A 17,355-nucleotide genomic window follows, 5' to 3' on the forward strand; every position below is an offset into this window, starting at 1 on the left:
CGGTGTTCAGGAGATGGTTCGACCGCAGCCAGCGCCTCTATAGGAAGACGTGGGTGCGCACGTACCCACCCTGGCCACGGCCGCTACCGACGCCGCGTTTCCGCACATTCCTCGCCAAAAGAATTTCGGATCGGGGTTAGCCGGCAGGTGGGCGGTCGAGCGGGCGTGAAGCATCCAGCTCTGCTGCGCACCATGCCCGGCACCCGGCGGGACGCGGCGACGTGGTCAACGATCAGGGCGACGCTGAAGAATGCGCTCGCCGAGCGGAGCCGAATTCTCCGCGCGGGCTGGTTTGACTACGGCATCGGCTGGAGAGGCTATACCGCCCGCCCGTCTGCTCGGGCGAGCATCCTGCGGATCTCAGCGAGGAGATTCTTCAGCGAGAACGGCTTGACCACGTAGGCGTCGCAGCCCACTTCAAGAGCACGCTCCACGGCGGGGCCGAACGCGTGAGCGGTGCAGGCCACGATCGGGATCCGGTGAGTCCGCGGATCGCGCTTGAGGCGTCCGGTCGCTTCCCAGCCATCGAGGAAGGGCAGCGACAAATCCATCACGATGAGGTCGGGGCGTAGTTCGAACGCCAGCGCGACCGCCCGTGCCCCATCGCGTGCCTGCGCGACCTCGAACCCGTGCGATGAGAGCAACGACGCGTACATTTCCCGCTGGTCGCTATCATCCTCCACGAGAAGGATGAGCGGCATCCGCCTCTTGGCGTGTCGTTTGCGCTGTTGGCGCATGCGTCCGCGTGGTTGCCTGTCGGAAGGCTACACCGTCGGCTCGGGTGGACCATATAGGAAAACTTTTCCCCAACTCTCTTCGGCTTGGGTCCGGTCCTAGCGGTTCCGCCGCATCGCCCATGAGTTCTTCCCCGGGGTAGGGAGACTCTCCGTGCCATCCAGGTGAAACTGAACGTGGTCGGACCGCTTCTACCCGTCCCGCCCCGGGAGGCGCCCATGAAGGATCGGCATCCCGCCGTCGCTGCTGCTGGGGCGGATCGGGTGATGATCCATGAGAACGGCCGGTGAGTCAACGCAGTCGTCGGCTGTGGTCTCGATCCTCAGATCGAGACGCGGTCGGATTCACCCGCGGCTACGGCCACCAGCCATCCATTCGCGCACACCGGAGCGGCGCATGATGTTGTGTTCGATCGTCGGCGGTCATCTCGATCGCCGAGGGTGGGCGTCCCCATCAGTAAGTCGGTCATGGTAGACCATCAATCACCCCGAGAACGCCCGCACTGGAACGTAGGCCCTGGGCCCGACCCGGACCAGGATGCTCGCGATGCCTTACGCCGGGCTGCGGACGGCCTCCTGCGTCGCGCGCGCGGCGCGGCCGCGTCGGCAGAACTCGTCATAGTCGAGCTCATCACGCCGCATGATGTAGAGGCGCACCAGCAGTCTGCGGGCGAGGGCGACTTGGGCTTTGGGCCGGCCGCGGCGGTGCAGCAGCGTGAAGGACAAGCGCTTGAGATCGGCATCGGCGCGCGCGGCCAGCGGCGCGGCCTGGCCAAGGATCCAGCGGAGCAGGGCGCTGGACTGTTTGCTGATGTGGCCCAGGCGACATTTATCGGCCGACGCACTGACCGAAGGGGCCAAGCCGACGTCGCTGACGACGTGCGTGCTGTGGGGGAAGCGATCCGGTGGCCCCAAGACGAGGACGGTGGCCAGGGCGGTCAACATCCCGACGCCCGGATGGGTCATGAGCCGCCGCGCCTTGGGGTCGGCCTCGGCCGCCAGCGCCAGGTGGGCATCGAGCTGCTGCACCCGGGCATTGAGCCAGGCCAAGAGCTCGAGGCTATCGTCTCGGCGCCGGCCGGTATGAGGTCTTTGACATCCTGGTCAAGGACATCATGACGCCCAAGACGTCACCGTCGGCCCCGACACCCCCATGCTGGGAATCGCGCGACTCATCATCACGAAGAAGATCGGGGCGGTCCCAGTCGTCGATGGGTCCGGGCGTCCCGTAGGGCTTCTCACGCAAAAGGATGTCCTGGCGGCGGTACTCGAGCTAGCAGAACAGCCAGGGCGCTAGCAGCCGCCGCACGATGACGGCCTGGAGGACCTGGCCCTGGCCTGTCCCCGAGAGCGGCATTACACTGGACTCCGTCGATGACGCGTCATCGTGGCTGTTTCGCCGGACTCGGGCTCGTCTTGCTGATCACGGGCTGCGCGAGCACGTCAGAGCGGCTACGGTCGACTCCGCCCGCGACAACGGTGCCGGATCTCCGGGGAACCTGGAGCGGCCTGTGGGGCGGGACTCCTTTGACGCTCGTGGTGGTCGACCAGAAGGAAATGGCAGCCTACTCGGGCATCTACCTGGGTCCTGTACAGTTGCTCGGACAACGAGCGCCGGGCGTGAACGGGGTAATGACTTCCACCATCCGGGGCGATGCCGTCTCGGTCGGCGTCGAGGGCTGGTTCGGGTCCACGCGTGGAGGGTTGATGCTCGTGTTGCGCGGCGTGATGCCGAACGGCACCCAACAACTCACGTTGACCCGCATAGACGCTGAGCATCTCGCGGGGACGGGTGAGTCGAGCTTCCGCTGGGGGCCACAGGGTCCAGTGGACCTGACCCGCCGATCTTCGCCGCAGGGGCCCGCCAACTGACCTGCGCCGACCAGCCGTAGCACACCGTCGTCTCACGGGCACTGGAGGCTTCCCGACTCAACGCGGAGGAGCGCGATGACCGCAGAGCGAAGGGACCAGAAGCGGATCCGACGCCGGCGTGACGAGTTGCTGGAGCAGCTATACGAGGCGGCGAAAGACGAACGCCGTCGGCTCGGTGACCAGGTCTCGATCGAGTTCAGGGCTACGGTCGACGCCCTGGAGGACCTCGACGCCTTCGAGGAGCAGGAGCGGCGGAAGCAAGGCGCCTAGAGATCCCCGGACCGATCAGAAGCGGACGCCGAACGTGAGGCCGGCCATCGCTCGAGCACGAGTCCCGAAGCCGGTATCAAGATCGGGTCAGCTTTATCTTGTCGGTCAGCGCATAGTCCATACCTATGCCGAGCGGGATCAGCCAGGAGGTATCGCCCAGAAGAAAATCGGCGTGCACGAACCCGATACCGGCTTGCACGGTCAGCTTCAATCGGCTCTCGGTGTTCGGGACCTCGAGCCAGTATTTCGCCTGCGCGGAGAGCCCGATCTGGCTCAACTCGGAAGTTCAGCGCCAGGGCGATGCCGTCCGGCGTGCTGCCCAGGAAGCTGATCGCGCCGCCGACGGTCCAGGGGCCGAGGTCCTGGTCGGCTGCCCGGGCGGATGGTGGTCTCCAGTAGCCGGTGAGCGTGAGCGCCAACGCCACCATCAGGACCGAGGCGGAAACTCTCTGGCCCGGCTTCATCGCCAGCTCCTCCGGTCCGGCGCACGCAACCACGAGTCCAGGAGGTTCGCCAGGCGCGGCGGCCCGATGGTGGGACGCTCCTGCGTCTTAGAAGCGGTACCGCAGTCCCACGACGAAGAAGTTGGAGGCCCGGCCGACGCCGTCGAAGAATCCCCAGATCCCCGAGCGGTGGTGGATCCGAGTCACGACGCTCCACTGAGGTGCCCCCGGCACCGCGAAAGCCAGGTCGACCAGCAAGTAGTGCAGCAATCGCGTGGAGCCGGTGTCCGGGTTCTCTCGGGCCTCCACCGCGGGGGCATCGGTAGCGTAGGAGAGGCCGCTCCCAAAGGCCAGGCTCGTGTCGAGGTAGGCATCCCACGGGAACGTCAGCCAGCGGACGTTGATCGTGATCGCAAACTCGCCGTTGTCCTGCTGGCCGAAATGTTTGAGCGCCTGCCCTTCGAATTCCCAGCGCACGTGAGGATCGGACTCGGCAAATTCCCACAGCAGTCCGAGGCCAGTGAAGTACGTGTCCCGGAACTGGAGCTCCGCCATGTCGCCGTTGCCACTCCCGCCGAAATGGCCCCCGTAAAGGCTGAGGAGCCAGGCGCCCTCGCCTCGGGCCGGATGGGGAAGCAGCAGTACGACCAGGGACGCGATCGTGACGAGGACCGTCTTCACGAGGCTGTGTGCTGTTTCTCCGCTGGAGGTCGCTCTCATGCCCAGTTCGGTCGGCGGGGGGAGTGCGGATTCGATGCCACCGGATCGTGGCGCCAGGAAGGCGTTGAAATTGCTGAGCACCATGCTTTCGCAGGCCCAGTGAATATCGGCTTCGAGTGCCGTTTTGGATCATCAGCGAGATCCGCGCCGTGCCACTACGGCGCCGGTTGATGCTTCTCCTCGTGCCCGGCTGATTCTCGAAACCCGCCGGCAAGCCGGACGGAGTCGAGCCCAGGAACCGCCCTGCACGCTCCGTGGCCTGGGTGAAGTCCGAGGGCGAGATACCTGGGCACGAGGGCCGGCCTGGCGGTGGCGGTCAGTGCACCCCCTGGTCAGGCTGGCGGAGCGTGAGAGAATGAGGCGGTTCGAGCCCCGTGTCCGGTGTCCTGGGAGGCGCTATGCCCCGTCCCGCCCTCGTCGTGGTCGACGTCCAGGAACGGCTCTTCGCCGCGATGGAGGCGGAGCGCCGCGACGAAATGCTCGCGAACATCAAGATCCTCGGCGCCACCGCCCAGCGGCTGGGCGTGCCAATCATGCTCACCGAGCAGTACCCAAAGGGACTGGCGCGCACCTTGCCCGAGCTCCGGGCCCTGCTCGACGGCGTTGACGCGTTCGAGAAGACCGCATTTTCCTGCTGCGGGGCCCCGGGCTTCGTCGAACGCCTACGGGCGCTCGGCGCCGACCACGTGATCCTCACCGGTCTCGAAGCCCACGTGTGCGTACTTATCACCGCCCGGGACCTTCTGGACCTGGGGTTCCGCGTCTCGGTGGTCGCCGACGCCGTCTGCTCGCGCCGGCGCGCCAATTACGATCTGGGACTGGCCGAGGCCCGCGACGCCGGCGCTGTCGTTACGGCCACGGAAACCGTGGTCTTTCAGTGGCTGGGGCGGGCCGACACCGAGGTCTTCCGGGATATCGCGAAGCTGCTGCGCTGATGATCCGCTATTTCGATCTCAGAACGACCGTGCTGGTCGTCGTCGGCCACGGAATCCTGCCCGAGGAGGAGGACCGTCCGATCGCCTACGAACTGAAGCGCGCGGTGAACGCGCGAGCCGCGGGCTCGGAGGGGCACGCCGGCGTCGTCGTGACCGACGTCTGGGTCATAAACAATGAGCTGGGCGAGTTCTTCCCGGCCATCGCCATTGGCGGCCCCGGCGTCAACGCATTCACCGCCCAGATCTACGAGGATCTGCCGGTGGTCTTCACGCGGGACCAGCGGGTCTTCATCCAGATGGCCAACGAGGGCAAGCGTGCCGCTCTGTGGGGGATGGATCAGGCGGGCACGCGGGAGGCCCTCGACGTGTTCGTCAACGACGGCTTGCTGGAACGCTTCCTCGACCTCGTCTGGCGCCGCCCCTAGCGGCGCCGTCCCAACTAGAAGAGGCGCCCCCGCGGCGGGATGTTCGTATAAACGACGGTGCCGTTGCGCTCGACGGTCACGAACGTCGACTGGGGCAGCGAGGCCGACGCGCCGCCGAACAGCTCGAGCACCCGGGTCACGTAGCCACGCGTCTCCTGGTACGGGGGGATCCCGCGATAGGCCATCACCACCTGCTCGCCCGCGTTGTAGGCCGCCAGCACCAGCGCCAGGTCACTCGCGAACCTCTCCATCAATCCGCGCAGGTGACGGACGCCCCCGTCGATGTTCTCCCGCGGATTGAACACATCGCGTACGCCGAGGATCGAGGCCGTCTCCGGCATGAGCTGCATGAGGCCCCGCGCGCCCTTGGATGATACGGCGCGCGGATTGAAGCCGGACTCGACGCGGATCATGGCCGTGATCAGGTTCTCGGGAATGCCGTAGCGATCGGCCGCTTCCCGGATTTCCCGCGCGTACGGAGCCACGGTGACAACCGGGCGGAGCCAGCCGACTTGGCTGCCAGTCACCACGCCCTCACGCCGGTAGCGGGGATCGGTCGGCGTGTTCGTGAAATGGACGGTGCCGTCCGCCCCAACCAACCGGAACGTCTGGGCGCCGGCAGGGGCGGCGGTCGCAAGGGCGCTGACCACAAGGACGCCGACGGCAAACCTGATCACGACATCATCTTACCGGACGCCCATGATCCATTGTCAATGATGCAGTCAGAGACGTATGTTAAATCAGTCACTTAGGCCCTGGAGGCAATGGACTCGGGCTGCGGCCGGGCCGGCTCTTCGAGCGCGAGATCGACTACCTCGTCCACGGCATCAACCAGGTGGAAGGTCATGACCTCCTGCACCTCCCGCGGCACATCCTCCAGCAGATTTTTCTGGTTGCGTCTGGGCAGGATCACGGTGCGCACGCCCGCCCGGTGAGCCGCCAGAACCTTTTCCTTGATCCCACCCACTGGCAGCGCACGCCCGGAGAGGCTCACCTCGCCGGTCATCGCCAGCCCCGGGCGCACGCGCCGGCCTGTGAGCAGCGAAACGAGCGCGACCGTCAACGTGACACCGGCGGATGGCCCGTCCTTGGGGATCGCCCCGGCGGGCACGTGGATGTGGACGTCCGATGACTCCCAGAAGTCGGCCGGGAGTCCCAGCGCCCCGGCGTGTGAGCGGACCCAGGACAGGGCCGCTTGCGCCGACTCCTTCATCACGTCCCCGAGCTGACCGGTCAGCGTCAGCGTGCGGGCGCCCTTCATCCGGGTCGCCTCGATGAAGAGCAGATCGCCGCCGGCCGGCGTCCATGCCAAGCCCACCGCCACTCCCGGCACTCGGGTACGCTCCTCCAGCTCCTCGAATTCGAAGCGCGGCACACCGAGGAATGACGTCACCACGTCGGGGGTGACGCGTACCAGCCCGCTGGGGCCCGTGGCCCGCTGCCGGGCCACCTTGCGGCAGATGCTGGCGATCTCCCGCTCGAGGTTGCGGACGCCGGCCTCTCGCGTGTAGCCGCGCGCGAGCAAGCGCAGCGCCTCCAGCGTGAACTCGAGGTCGGTGCCCACGGTCAGGCCGTGCTCGTGGGCCTGCTTCGGGACGAGGTGCGTCTGGGCGATCCGGATCTTCTCCTCCTCGGTGTAGCCCGCGAGGTGGATGACCTCCATCCGATCGCGCAGCGGCGCCGGGACGGCGTCGATGACGTTCGCCGTCGTGATGAACAGCACCCGCGACAGGTCGAAGGGGACGTCCAGGTAGTGGTCCCGGAACGTCGCGTTCTGCTCGGGATCGAGCACCTCGAGCAAGGCCGAGGCCGGGTCGCCCCGGAAGTCGGTTCCGAGCTTGTCGATCTCGTCGAGCATGAACACGGGATTCTTGGTGCCCGTCCGCCGGAGTCCCTGGATGATCTGGCCCGGCAGCGCGCCGATGTAGGTGCGCCGGTGGCCACGGATCTCGGCCTCATCCCGCATGCCGCCCAGCGAGATCCGGTGGAACTTCCGACCGAGTGCGCGGGCGACGGACCGTCCCAGCGAGGTCTTGCCGACGCCCGGGGGGCCTACGAGGCACAGGATCGGGTCCTTGCCGTCCCGGCGGATCTTCTTCACCGCCAGGTACTCGAGGATCCGCTCCTTGACCTTCTCGAGGCCCTCATGGTCCTCGTCGAGGATCGCCCGCGCCTGCTCGATGTCGACGGTGTCGGTTGTTTGCTGGCGCCACGGCATCGACACGAGCCAGTCGATGTAGGTCCGGGCCACCGTATACTCCGCCGCCGCCGGCGGCATCTTGGCCAGTCGATCCAGCTCGCGGAGCGCCTCCTGGCGCGCTTCCTCCGGCATGCCGGCCGCTTCGATCTTCTCCCGGAGCGCGTCGATCTCCTGCGTGCGCTCGTCGCCCTCGCCCAGCTCCTTCTGGATGGCCTTGAGCTGCTCGCGCAGGTAGTACTCCCGCTGGGTCTTCGACATCTCCGACTGGATCTCGGACTGGATCTTCGAGCCTAGCTCGAGGACCTCGGCTTCCTTGCCGAGCGCTGTGACCAGCTTCTGCAGGCGCGCCTTGACGCTGGTGGTCTCGAGCAGCTCCTGCTTGAGCCCGAGCTGAAGCGTGGGCAGGGATGCCGCGACCACGTCGGCCAACGCGCCGCCACCCTCCGCGGTCGCCGTGACGTTCGCCAGCTCGTCGGGCAACGTGGGCGAGAGTGACACGACCTTCTGGAAGAGCGACGTGACGCTCCGCGTGAGGGCTTCGGCTTCGAGATCGTGCGGGGCCGGCTCTTCGTCGGCCAGGACTTCTACGCGGGCCCGAAGGAACGGCGAGGTCTCGAGAACCTCGACGATCCGCAGCCGGCTGAGCCCTTGCACCACGAGACGCAGCGTTCCGTCGGGCTGCTTCAGTACGCGATGGATCATCGTCAGCGTGCCGACCGGGTGCAGCCCCTCGCGGCCGGGCTCGTCGTTGGCCGGGTCGCGCTGCGCCACCGTGGCAACCAGTCGCCCCCCCTGCACCGCGTCCTCGATCAGGCGAACCGAAGATGGGCGTCCGGCCGCCAGCGGCACGACCGCGTGGGGGAACACCACGGCCGAGCGCAGCGGAAGGATCGCCAGGATGTCCGGCACCGGCCGGTCCTTGCCGTCGGGCTGATTAGTCATCTCGTGGGATACCTTCGACCTTTCTCTCAGAAGAGATCGACGGGCTTGAGGTGGCCGGAGGCGGCGCGCACGAGCGCCTCCCGCGGCGGGCGGGCCTCCCGCCCGCGCCCGTCCTCCCCGCTCTCGCGAACATAGACGAGAAGATCCTCGATCTGCTTCTGCATTTCGATCATCCGCCGTCTCATCCTTAAGATGATTTCGACGCCGGCCAGATTCACGCCGAGATCCCGAGTGAGACGGATCAGGCGGGCCAGCTCTTCGACATCCTCCTGCGAGTACATCCGAGTCCGTCCTTCGGTTCGGCTCGGACGCAGCAACTCCTTCTTCTCGTAGAAACGGAGCGTCTGCGGATGCACCTTGAGCATGCTCGCGACAACGCCGATTGTGTATAGCGGCTTGCTCCGATCGTTCACTGCGTCCCTCCCGCGTACCGCGCCAGACCGGCCCGCGGGGAGAGCGGGATCAGCCGCTCGAGCTCGCGGACCAACTCGTCGGTCCGCGTGTCGAGCCCGCCGGGCACTTCCACGCGGATCGTGACGTAGAGATCCCCCCGACCCTCCCCCGCCAGCTTCGGCAGCCCGTGCCCGCGCAGACGGAACGCCTGGCCCGCCGTCGTCCCGGGTGGAATCACCAGCACCGCCTCACCAGTTGGCGTCGGGACGTGGATGCGGGCGCCGCGCAGGGCTTCCCACACGCTGATGGGCACTTCGCAGTACACGCCCTCCCCCTGCCGCCTGAAGAACGCGTGTTCCCGCACGCGTGTGCTCACGATGAGGTCGCCGCGCGGGCCGCCGAACGGTGCGGCGTTCCCCTCACCCCGGACGCGGACCTGGGTGCCCGAATCGACGCCGGCCGGAATCGTCACCGACACGACGTCCACCACGCGCCGCACCCCGCGACCGAGGCACACGGGGCACGGGTCGCCGGCGCTGACGCCGGTGGCGCCACACGCGCTGCACGGCGAAAACCGCGGCACGTCAAGCTCGAAGGCCGCCCCGCGCGCCGCCTCGGCGAACGACAGTTCCACCGCCAGGTGAACGTCCTCGCCCCGCCGGCCGGCCTCCAGCGCATCGCCGCCCATGCGGTGGCCTAACCGGTCGTACATCGCGCGCGCCGCCGGGTCGCTCAGCACGCGGTAGGCCTCCGCGATCTCGGTAAAGAGCGCGCGCGCCGCCTCGTCCCAGAAGTTCACGTCCGGCGAGTACTGCCGCGCCAGCCGCTGGTAGGCCCGACGGATCTCGCGCGGCTCCGCCGTCGCCGCGATGCCGAGCACCGCGTAATAGTCGCGATGCATGGTCCGCCCTACTTCTTTTCGCCCAGATCCTCGAAGTCCGCGTCCACCACTTCGCCTTCCTTCGGCCCGCCGGCGGCCCCACTGCCATCGGCCGCGGTCCCGCCGGTGGGCGCCCCCGGCGCCTTGGCCTGCGCCTCGCGGTACATGATCTCGGCGAGCTTGTGCGAGGCCCGCGTCAGCTTTTCCTGGGCGCGCTTCATCCGGTCGACATCGTCGCCCTTCAGCGCCTCCCTCGCCTCGGCGAGCGCCTCCTCGACCGCCTTGCGATCCGCCTCGCCAAGCTTGGCGCCGTGCTCGCCGAGCGTTCGCTCGGTGGAGTAAACGAGCGAGTCAGTCTGGTTCCGGACCTCGATCTCCTGCTTGCGCTTGGCATCGTCCGCGGCGTGGGAGTCGGCGTCCTTCACCATCCGCTCGACTTCCTCCTTGGTCAGGCCTGAGGAGGCGGTGATGGTGATGTTCTGATGCTTGCCTGTCGCCGTGTCTCTCGCGGACACATTGAGGATGCCGTTCGCATCGATGTCGAAGGTCACCTCGATCTGCGGGACACCCCGTGGCGCCGGCGGGATGCCCACGAGATGGAACTTGCCGAGGGTGCGGTTATCCCGCGCCATCGGCCGCTCACCCTGCAGAACATGGACCTCGACCGACGTCTGGCTGTCGGCCGCCGTCGTGAAGATCTCGCTCTTCTTCGTCGGGATCGTCGTGTTGCGCGGGATCAGCACCGTCATGACTCCGCCGAGGGTCTCGATGCCCAGCGAGAGCGGCGTCACGTCGAGCAGCAGCAGGTCCTTGACCTCGCCCGTCAGCACGGCCGCCTGCACCGCCGCGCCGACCGCCACCACCTCGTCCGGGTTCACGCCCTTGTGCGGCTCCTTGCCGAACAGCTGCTTCACCACTTCCTGGACTTTGGGCATGCGCGTCTGACCGCCGACCAGGATCACCTCATCGATGTCCTTGGGCGTCACCCCTGCGTCCTGCATCGCCTGGCGGCACGGGCCCAGCGTGCGCTCGATAAGATCAGCCACCAGTGCCTCCAGCTTGGCGCGGGTGAGGGTCAGCACCAAGTGCTTGGGACCGCTCGCGTCGGCCGTGATAAACGGCAGATTGATCTCGGTCTGCAGCGTCGTCGACAGCTCACATTTGGCCTTCTCGGCCGCCTCCTTCAGCCGCTGCAGCGCCATGCGGTCCCTACGGAGGTCGATGCCGTGCTCCTTCTTGAACTCCTCGGCGATCCAGTCGATGATCCGCTGGTCGAAGTCGTCGCCGCCCAGGTGCGTGTCGCCGTTGGTCGCCTTGACCTCGAACACGCCCTCGCCGATCTCGAGGATCGAGACGTCGAAGGTCCCGCCGCCGAGGTCGTAGACCGCGATCGTCTGGTCCTTTTTCTTGTCCATCCCGTAGGCCAGTGCCGCCGCGGTGGGCTCGTTGATGATGCGCAGCACTTCCAGCCCGGCGATCTTCCCCGCGTCCTTGGTGGCCTGGCGCTGGCTGTCGTTGAAGTAAGCCGGCACCGTAATGACCGCCTGCGTCACCTTCTCGCCCAGGTAGGCCTCGGCGGCCTCCTTGAGCTTGCGCAGGATCATGGCGGAGATTTCCGGCGGCGCGTACTCCTTACCCCGGATCTCGACACGGACGTCCCCGTTCGCGGCCTTGACCACCTTGTAGGGGACGAGCTTGATCTCCTGGAGGACCTCGTCGTACCGCCGGCCCATGAACCGCTTGATCGAAAACACGGTGTTCTCGGGATTCGTGATGGCCTGCCGCTTGGCGACCTGACCGACGAGAATCTCGCCGTCCTTCGTGAAACCGACGACGGAAGCCGTCAGCCGACTCCCCTCCTGGTTGGCGATGACAGTGGGGTTGCCGCCCTCCACCACCGCCACCACGGAGTTCGTCGTCCCGAGGTCAATACCGATCACCTTCGCCATGTCCAGTCTCCCTTTTAATCGGAGGGGGCCTCGAGGGCCCCCTCCGAGACCTCCCCCAGTTCGGTGGCGCCGGCAAAGCCGGCGCTCGAAACGCGCGACACCGGGGGCCTACAGCAGGTCGATCTTGATCTCTTTGGGCTTCGCCTCTTCCGCCTTCGGGAGCGTGATCTCCAGCACCCCATCGCGGTAGGTGGCCTTCACCTTGTCTGCCTGCACCGGCACGGGCAGCGGGACAGCGCGCTCGAACTTGCCGTAGACACGCTCCAGCCGGTGATAGTTCTCATCCTTCAGTTCCCGGTCCCACTTGCGCTCGCCCTTCACGGTGAGGACATCGCCCGTGATCGCGACGCTGACCTCCTTCTCCCGAACGCCGGGGAGCTCGAAGGTCACGTGGAGATCGTCCTTGGTCTCGTACATGTCGCAGAGCGGAAGCCACACCCGCTCCGCGGTCGCTACCGCGGACGGCCGGCCGAAGAAGTTGTCGAACAGTCGGTTCATCTCCTGTGAATCTCGGTCACGTCGTGGAACGGCTCCCAACGCTCCCGGGTGTTTGCGAACGGACGCCAACGATCGATCGTCATAGTCAGTCCCCTCCTTTGCGGTTTCGCCGGCCCTCCCTGCCGGCCTTGGAGATTGAGTCCACTGTTCGTATATCAGGTGAGTCCATATCTGTCAAGATGTGGAGCCTAACATACCGGAAGCATGGAATGTAACTACCTAACTTTCAAGGATTTTAAGAGTATCCATGCTATCGTCTGGCAATGCGACTCGGCTGTGGTGGCTGCCTGGTGGCCTTTCTCTGCCTCGTGGTTCTCCTGGCTGCTGGGTTTGCCGGGTTTTTCTGGTTCCTCCTCGGAGTCTTCGAACAGCCCGACCTCCAGACGGTGGCGGTGACCCCGGCGGACTGGCGGAGCGCCCAGCAAAAGATCTACGCGCTTGCCAGGCGTGGTCGAGCCAGCTTAGGCCGGGGGGGAGGTGGGGCGGAGCCGACCGTGCTCTCCGAGGGGGAGATCAACGCCTTCCTGTCACGCCACCTCGCGGACGCCGCGGACCTGCCGCTCACCGCGGTCACCATTCGATTTCGGGACGATGCCACGGTCGAGTTCGCGGGCCGCGTTCCCCTGCGCGCCATCCTGACGGAACCGCCGATGCCCCGGCTCGTCGAGATGCTGCCCACGCGTTGGCTCGAGCGCCCGCTGTGGCTGCACCTCCGCGCCCGCGCGCGCCTCGAGCTGACCGGGGGCCGCCAGCGCCGTTATCTCCGGCTCGAGGTCACCCACTTCTGGCTTGGGCAGCGGCGACTCCCCGCATTTCTGCTCCGTCTCATCGTGAATCCGGCAGCGCTGCGGTTACTGCGCTCGCCAGTCCCGGAGACGATGGAGGGGCTCGTGGTCGAACCCGGGCGCGTCCTGATCAGGACCGCGTCGTAGCCCGTACGTACCGGAGCTGGAGGTCGTAGATCAGTCCCTCCAGCATCTGAGTCTCCTCGGCGGTCCGGTGGCCCTCCGTCTTCTCGCGCAGGAGGATGAGCGTGTCGACGAGCTCCGCCGCTTGCTGGGGATCGCGTTCGGTCTGGCCCGTGGTGGGATCTGGTACCCCTTCCAGCGCAGCCACCGCGAAGCTCGCGAGCATCATGAAGAGGCCCATCAGGGTCCGCTCCCGGGGTGGAGCCTGAGGTTCCGGCGCCGCCTGCCGCTCCCGGGGTGGAGCCTGAGGTTCCGGGACCTGCCGCCCCTCCTGGGGGGCCGGCCGGCGCTCTTCGGCCGACGGCGATGGCTCCTCACCCCGGCCGCGCCGGTCCCTCACCTGGAAGCCCTGGTCGAAGTCGCGCTCGGCCATATGCGTCAACGTAGCATACGCGGAAATGGCTGCTGTATAATCACTTCACCCTCAAGTGCGGACATGACCGAGTCCCCCAGTACCCTCTTCGAACGTCTCGTCGACATCATGGCGCGCCTGCGTGGACCGGATGGCTGTCCGTGGGACCGCGAACAAACCCGAACCTCCTTGAAGGCGTACCTCATCGAGGAGGCCTACGAGGTCCTCGAAGCGCTGGAGACGAGCGACAGCGCGCACCTGCAGGAAGAGCTCGGCGACCTGCTGTTCCAGGTGGTGTTTCACTGCCAGATCGCGACGGAACGCGGCGAATTCACCATGACGGATGTGCTTCGCCGCCTCGTCGCCAAGATGGTGAGCCGCCACCCGCACGTGTTCGGTGACGCCTCGGTGGCCACGCCCCAGGAAGCGCTGGCGCAGTGGGAAGCGCTCAAGCAGCGCGAGGCTGTTGCGGAAGGCCGACGGCGGTCGGTGATCGACGGGGTCCCGCGGGCCCTGCCCGCCCTGCTCCGGGCCCAGCGCGTCCAGACAAAAGCGGCGCGCGTGCGCTTCGATTGGCCCGACGCGCCCGCCGCCTGGGAGAAGGTCGAGGAGGAGGTCCGGGAAGCCGCCACGGCGATCGCGGGCCGCGATCAGGACCGGATCGCGGAGGAGCTGGGCGATGTCTTCTTTTCGCTCGTGAACGTGGCCCGACTGGCGGGCATCGACGCGGAGGAGGCGCTGGGCCGAGCCATCGAAAAATTCCGCCGCCGCTTCACCGAGATGGAGGTCGACCTGATCGCTCGAGGCAAGTCCATGGAAAACGTATCCCAGGAAGAGCTCGAGCATTCGTGGGAGGCCGCGAAGGCCCGGGAGCGGGCGGGCGAGCGCGAGGCGCCGGCCCCAGGCAAGCCTGAGTCATGAAGCTCAAGATCGGCGGCGCGAGCATCTCGATCGAACGCGGAGACATCACCGACCGGGAGGTCGATGCGATCGTCAACGCGGCCAACTCGACCCTGGCGATGGGTGCCGGCGTCGCCGGCGCCATCAAACGCAAGGGCGGCGTCATCATCGAAGAAGAGGCGATGCGGCAGGGGCCGGTGGAGGTAGGGGAAGCGGTGCTGACCACCGGCGGCAACCTGGCGGCGACGCACGTCATCCACGCGGCGGTCATGGGCCCCGATCTCCAGACCGACGCCGAGAAGATCGGGAAGACGACGCGGGCCGTGCTCGCCGTGGCCGACAAGCATCGGATCACGTCCCTGGCCCTGCCCGCGCTCGGCACGGGTGTGGGCCACGTTCCCCCGCCCATTTCCGCCGAGGCGATGCTCAAGGAGGTCGTGGGCCACCTCAAAGGCGGCCATAGTAGCCTCAAGCGCGTAGTCTTCGTGCTGTATCAGGACGACGCCCACCGAGCCTTTTCAGATACGTTGAAACGGCTGGGCGGAGTACAGTAAAAAAGTCTTAATGGCGCACACGAAGGCGCATACGAAGCTGGGGCAATCTCCGACCCGGCGACTCGGAGATCTCCTGGTCGCCGAAGGACTGATCAGCCAAGACCAGCTCCTGCGCGCGCTGGCCGATCAGAAGGGCACGAGCGAGAAGCTCGGGTCCGTGCTCCTCCGGCTCAACCTTCTGAGCGAAGAGCAGCTCATCGGGTTCCTCTCACGTCAGTACGGCATCCCGTCGATCACGTTGTCGCAGCTGGACGTCGAACCGGAGGTCCTCCGCCTCGTACCCGCTCCGATCGCCAAGAAGTACGAGGTCCTCCCCGTCAAGCGTGTCGGGGGCACGCTGACCCTCGCCATGGCGGATCCCACCAATGTCTTCGCCCTCGACGACGTCGCATTCATGACGAACCTACAGGTGCTGCCCGTGGTCGCCTCCCAGGCCGCGATCCGCAAGGCGATCGACCGGAACTACGAAAGCCAGTCGGGGGGCATCACGGAGGTCCTCACCGAGCTGAGCAGCGAAGTCGCCGCCTCCAGCGTCGAGGTGGTCGAGGACCAGGAGATCGGTGGCAAGGCCGACGTCTTCGAGCTGAGGGAGTCGGCGGACGAGGCCCCGGTGGTGAAGCTGGTGAACATGGTGCTGGTGGACGCCATCCAGAAGGGGTCGTCGGACGTCCACTTCGAGCCGTACGAGAAGGTGTTCCGGGTGCGGTTCCGCATCGACGGGGTGCTGCACGAGATGCTGGCGCCGCCCAAGAAGCTGGAGCCGGCCATCATCTCGCGGCTGAAGATCATGGCCAACCTGGACATCGCGGAGCGGCGGATGCCCCAGGACGGGCGCATCAAGCTGCGCTACAACACGCGGGAGATCGACTTCCGGGTCTCGGTGCTGCCGACGATCTTCGGCGAGAAGGCCGTGCTGCGCATCCTGGACAAGGACGCGCTGAAGCTGGACCTCACCCAGCTGGGCTTCGACGCCTGGTCGCTGGAGCAGTTCACCAAGGCCATCAAGCAGCCCTACGGCATGGTGCTGATCACCGGGCCCACGGGGTCGGGCAAGACGACGACGCTGTACTCCGCGATCCACACCATCAACTCCCCGGACGTCAACATCATGACGGCCGAGGACCCGGTGGAGTACAACCTCAAGGGGGTCAACCAGGTCCAGGTCAACGAGGCGGTGGGGCGGACGTTCGCGGCCGCCCTGCGCTCCTTCCTGCGGCAGGACCCCGACGTGATCCTGGTCGGCGAGACGCGGGATCTCGAGACGGCGCAGATCTCCGTCCGGGCGGCGCTCACCGGCCACCTGGTGTTCTCCACGCTGCACACCAACGACTGCCCCTCCACCATCGCGCGGCTGGTGGACATGGGGATCCCGCCCTTCCTGGTGGCCTCCTCGCTCCAGCTGATCCTGGCGCAGCGGCTGGGGCGCAAGGTCTGCAAGGACTGCCGCGAGCCGTACGCCGCCGACGAGGACAGCCTGGCGCCCTATGGGCATCAGCCCGAGGGGCGCGGCCGCGTCCAGCTCTTCAAGGGCAAGGGCTGCCCGAACTGCAACTTCACGGGCATGAAGGGGCGCGTGGCCTTCTACGAAGTCATGCCGATCACGCAGGAGTTGCGCGATCTCATCTTGAAGGCGGCGCCGACCGCCGACATCCGCGCGACCGCGCAAGCGCAGGGCCTGAAGACGCTCCGCCAGGCGGGGCTCATCAAAGTGCTCGAAGGCGTCACGACCGTGGACGAAGTGCTGCGCGTGACCGTGGCCGAATAGCAGCCGGAGGAGACGATGGCCGCAAACATGGCAGACCTGCTGCAGATCCTCGTGGACCGCGGTGGATCCGACCTGCACATCACCACCGGCACGTACCCGCAGATCCGGATCAACGGCAAGCTCGTCCAACTCACGCAGTTCGAGCAGCTGACGCCGCAGGACACCCAGCGGCTCGCCTATAGCGTGCTGAACGAAGCCCAGAAGCAGAAGTTCGAGGAGGAAAACGAGATCGACCTGTCGTTCGGCATCCAGGGCCTCGCTCGCTTCCGGTGCAACGTCTACCGCCAGCGCGGCGCGGTGGGCACCGCCATCCGGGTGATCCCCTACCAGATCCGCGGGTTCGACGAGCTGGGGCTTCCGCCCATCGTGCGGGAGCTGGCCGACCGGCCCAAGGGCCTCGTGCTCGTCACCGGGCCGACGGGCTCGGGCAAGTCGACGACGCTCTCGGCGATGATCGACAAGATCAACAGCGAGCGGAGCGAGCACATCATCACCATCGAGGATCCGATCGAGTTCGTGCATCCGCACAAGAAGTGCGTCGTCAATCAGCGCGAG

At 66.9% G+C, this 17,355-nt stretch carries 20 protein-coding genes; 9 read left to right on the forward strand and 11 right to left on the reverse strand.

From position 1 onward, the window contains the following. Window positions 1–317: 317 nt before the first annotated feature. Both VGV13_08795 and VGV13_08800 read right to left on the reverse strand, forming a co-directional pair. The gene (locus VGV13_08795) at window positions 318–701 is read right to left on the reverse strand and encodes a response regulator (GenBank protein ID HEV8641181.1); all 384 of its coding nucleotides are present in this window, start codon (window positions 699–701) and stop codon (window positions 318–320) included. A gap of 585 nt (window positions 702–1,286) precedes the next feature. Further along, window positions 1,287–1,784, reverse strand: a complete 498-nt coding sequence (locus tag VGV13_08800) for a transposase (protein HEV8641182.1) — start codon at window positions 1,782–1,784, stop codon at window positions 1,287–1,289. Window positions 1,785–2,261: 477 nt separating this feature from the next. On the opposite strand from VGV13_08800, the gene VGV13_08805 reads away from it, so the two are divergent. Both VGV13_08805 and VGV13_08810 read left to right on the forward strand, forming a co-directional pair. Beyond that, window positions 2,262–2,606 (forward strand): hypothetical protein, encoded by a 345-nt coding sequence (locus VGV13_08805; protein ID HEV8641183.1) that lies wholly within the window; start codon window positions 2,262–2,264, stop codon window positions 2,604–2,606. 75 nt (window positions 2,607–2,681) lie between these two features. Next, the gene (locus tag VGV13_08810; protein HEV8641184.1) at window positions 2,682–2,876 is read left to right on the forward strand and encodes a hypothetical protein; all 195 of its coding nucleotides are present in this window, start codon (window positions 2,682–2,684) and stop codon (window positions 2,874–2,876) included. A 76-nt stretch (window positions 2,877–2,952) separates the two neighbouring features. On the opposite strand, the gene VGV13_08815 is transcribed toward VGV13_08810, so the two are convergent. Together VGV13_08815 and VGV13_08820 are read right to left on the reverse strand one after the other, a co-directional pair. Further along, a complete protein-coding gene (locus tag VGV13_08815; protein HEV8641185.1) occupies window positions 2,953–3,153 on the reverse strand; it encodes a hypothetical protein in 201 nt (66 codons plus the stop codon). Between the two features lie 274 nt (window positions 3,154–3,427). Beyond that, complete coding sequence (locus VGV13_08820) at window positions 3,428–4,000, reverse strand: hypothetical protein (GenBank protein ID HEV8641186.1); 573 nt, start codon at window positions 3,998–4,000, stop codon at window positions 3,428–3,430. Between the two features lie 437 nt (window positions 4,001–4,437). Between VGV13_08820 and VGV13_08825 the strand changes: the two genes are divergently transcribed. Together VGV13_08825 and VGV13_08830 are read left to right on the forward strand one after the other, a co-directional pair. After that, the gene (locus tag VGV13_08825) at window positions 4,438–4,974 is read left to right on the forward strand and encodes an isochorismatase family protein (GenBank protein ID HEV8641187.1); all 537 of its coding nucleotides are present in this window, start codon (window positions 4,438–4,440) and stop codon (window positions 4,972–4,974) included. Next, complete coding sequence (locus tag VGV13_08830; GenBank protein HEV8641188.1) at window positions 4,974–5,399, forward strand: hypothetical protein; 426 nt, start codon at window positions 4,974–4,976, stop codon at window positions 5,397–5,399. Before VGV13_08825 ends, VGV13_08830 begins: the two co-directional genes overlap by 1 nt. A gap of 14 nt (window positions 5,400–5,413) precedes the next feature. Here the strand turns inward: VGV13_08830 and VGV13_08835 are convergent, their stop codons facing one another. The 6 genes from VGV13_08835 to VGV13_08860 form a co-directional block, all read right to left on the reverse strand. Further along, the gene (locus tag VGV13_08835) at window positions 5,414–6,076 is read right to left on the reverse strand and encodes a lytic transglycosylase domain-containing protein (GenBank protein ID HEV8641189.1); all 663 of its coding nucleotides are present in this window, start codon (window positions 6,074–6,076) and stop codon (window positions 5,414–5,416) included. Between the two features lie 71 nt (window positions 6,077–6,147). Next, complete coding sequence (gene lon / locus VGV13_08840; protein ID HEV8641190.1) at window positions 6,148–8,541, reverse strand: endopeptidase La; 2,394 nt, start codon at window positions 8,539–8,541, stop codon at window positions 6,148–6,150. 26 nt (window positions 8,542–8,567) lie between these two features. Continuing rightward, window positions 8,568–8,954 carry a MerR family transcriptional regulator gene (locus VGV13_08845; GenBank protein HEV8641191.1) on the reverse strand — a complete coding sequence of 129 codons (387 nt, stop codon included), beginning with the start codon at window positions 8,952–8,954 and terminating at the stop codon, window positions 8,568–8,570. Beyond that, the gene (locus tag VGV13_08850; protein ID HEV8641192.1) at window positions 8,951–9,835 is read right to left on the reverse strand and encodes a DnaJ C-terminal domain-containing protein; all 885 of its coding nucleotides are present in this window, start codon (window positions 9,833–9,835) and stop codon (window positions 8,951–8,953) included. The genes VGV13_08845 and VGV13_08850 overlap by 4 nt, the downstream gene beginning before the upstream one ends. 8 nt (window positions 9,836–9,843) lie before the next feature. Next, window positions 9,844–11,763, reverse strand: a complete 1,920-nt coding sequence (gene dnaK / locus VGV13_08855; protein ID HEV8641193.1) for a molecular chaperone DnaK — start codon at window positions 11,761–11,763, stop codon at window positions 9,844–9,846. A 108-nt stretch (window positions 11,764–11,871) separates the two neighbouring features. After that, window positions 11,872–12,261: an Hsp20/alpha crystallin family protein gene (locus VGV13_08860; GenBank protein ID HEV8641194.1), complete on the reverse strand. Its 390-nt coding sequence runs from the start codon at window positions 12,259–12,261 to the stop codon at window positions 11,872–11,874. Window positions 12,262–12,551: 290 nt separating this feature from the next. Here VGV13_08860 and VGV13_08865 point away from each other — a divergent pair, with 290 nt between their 5' ends. Further along, window positions 12,552–13,193, forward strand: coding sequence for a hypothetical protein (locus tag VGV13_08865; protein HEV8641195.1), 642 nt, complete (start codon window positions 12,552–12,554; stop codon window positions 13,191–13,193). Here VGV13_08865 and VGV13_08870 read toward each other — a convergent pair. Further along, window positions 13,177–13,602, reverse strand: coding sequence for a DUF1844 domain-containing protein (locus tag VGV13_08870; GenBank protein ID HEV8641196.1), 426 nt, complete (start codon window positions 13,600–13,602; stop codon window positions 13,177–13,179). The two genes, VGV13_08865 and VGV13_08870, sit on opposite strands and share 17 nt — an antisense overlap. 63 nt (window positions 13,603–13,665) lie before the next feature. Between VGV13_08870 and mazG the strand changes: the two genes are divergently transcribed. From mazG to VGV13_08890, 4 genes are all read left to right on the forward strand, one after another. Then, window positions 13,666–14,502, forward strand: a complete 837-nt coding sequence (gene mazG / locus VGV13_08875) for a nucleoside triphosphate pyrophosphohydrolase (GenBank protein HEV8641197.1) — start codon at window positions 13,666–13,668, stop codon at window positions 14,500–14,502. Continuing rightward, the gene (locus VGV13_08880) at window positions 14,499–15,035 is read left to right on the forward strand and encodes a macro domain-containing protein (protein HEV8641198.1); all 537 of its coding nucleotides are present in this window, start codon (window positions 14,499–14,501) and stop codon (window positions 15,033–15,035) included. The genes mazG and VGV13_08880 overlap by 4 nt, the downstream gene beginning before the upstream one ends. Before the next feature lie 10 nt (window positions 15,036–15,045). After that, window positions 15,046–16,800, forward strand: a complete 1,755-nt coding sequence (gene pilB / locus VGV13_08885; GenBank protein HEV8641199.1) for a type IV-A pilus assembly ATPase PilB — start codon at window positions 15,046–15,048, stop codon at window positions 16,798–16,800. A gap of 27 nt (window positions 16,801–16,827) precedes the next feature. Next, window positions 16,828–17,355, forward strand: a 528-nt coding sequence (locus VGV13_08890; GenBank protein ID HEV8641200.1) for an ATPase, T2SS/T4P/T4SS family, incomplete at its 3' end; no start/stop codon positions are given.

Source organism: Candidatus Methylomirabilota bacterium, from assembly GCA_036001065.1.
GTDB lineage: Bacteria > Methylomirabilota > Methylomirabilia > Rokubacteriales > CSP1-6 > MNEF01.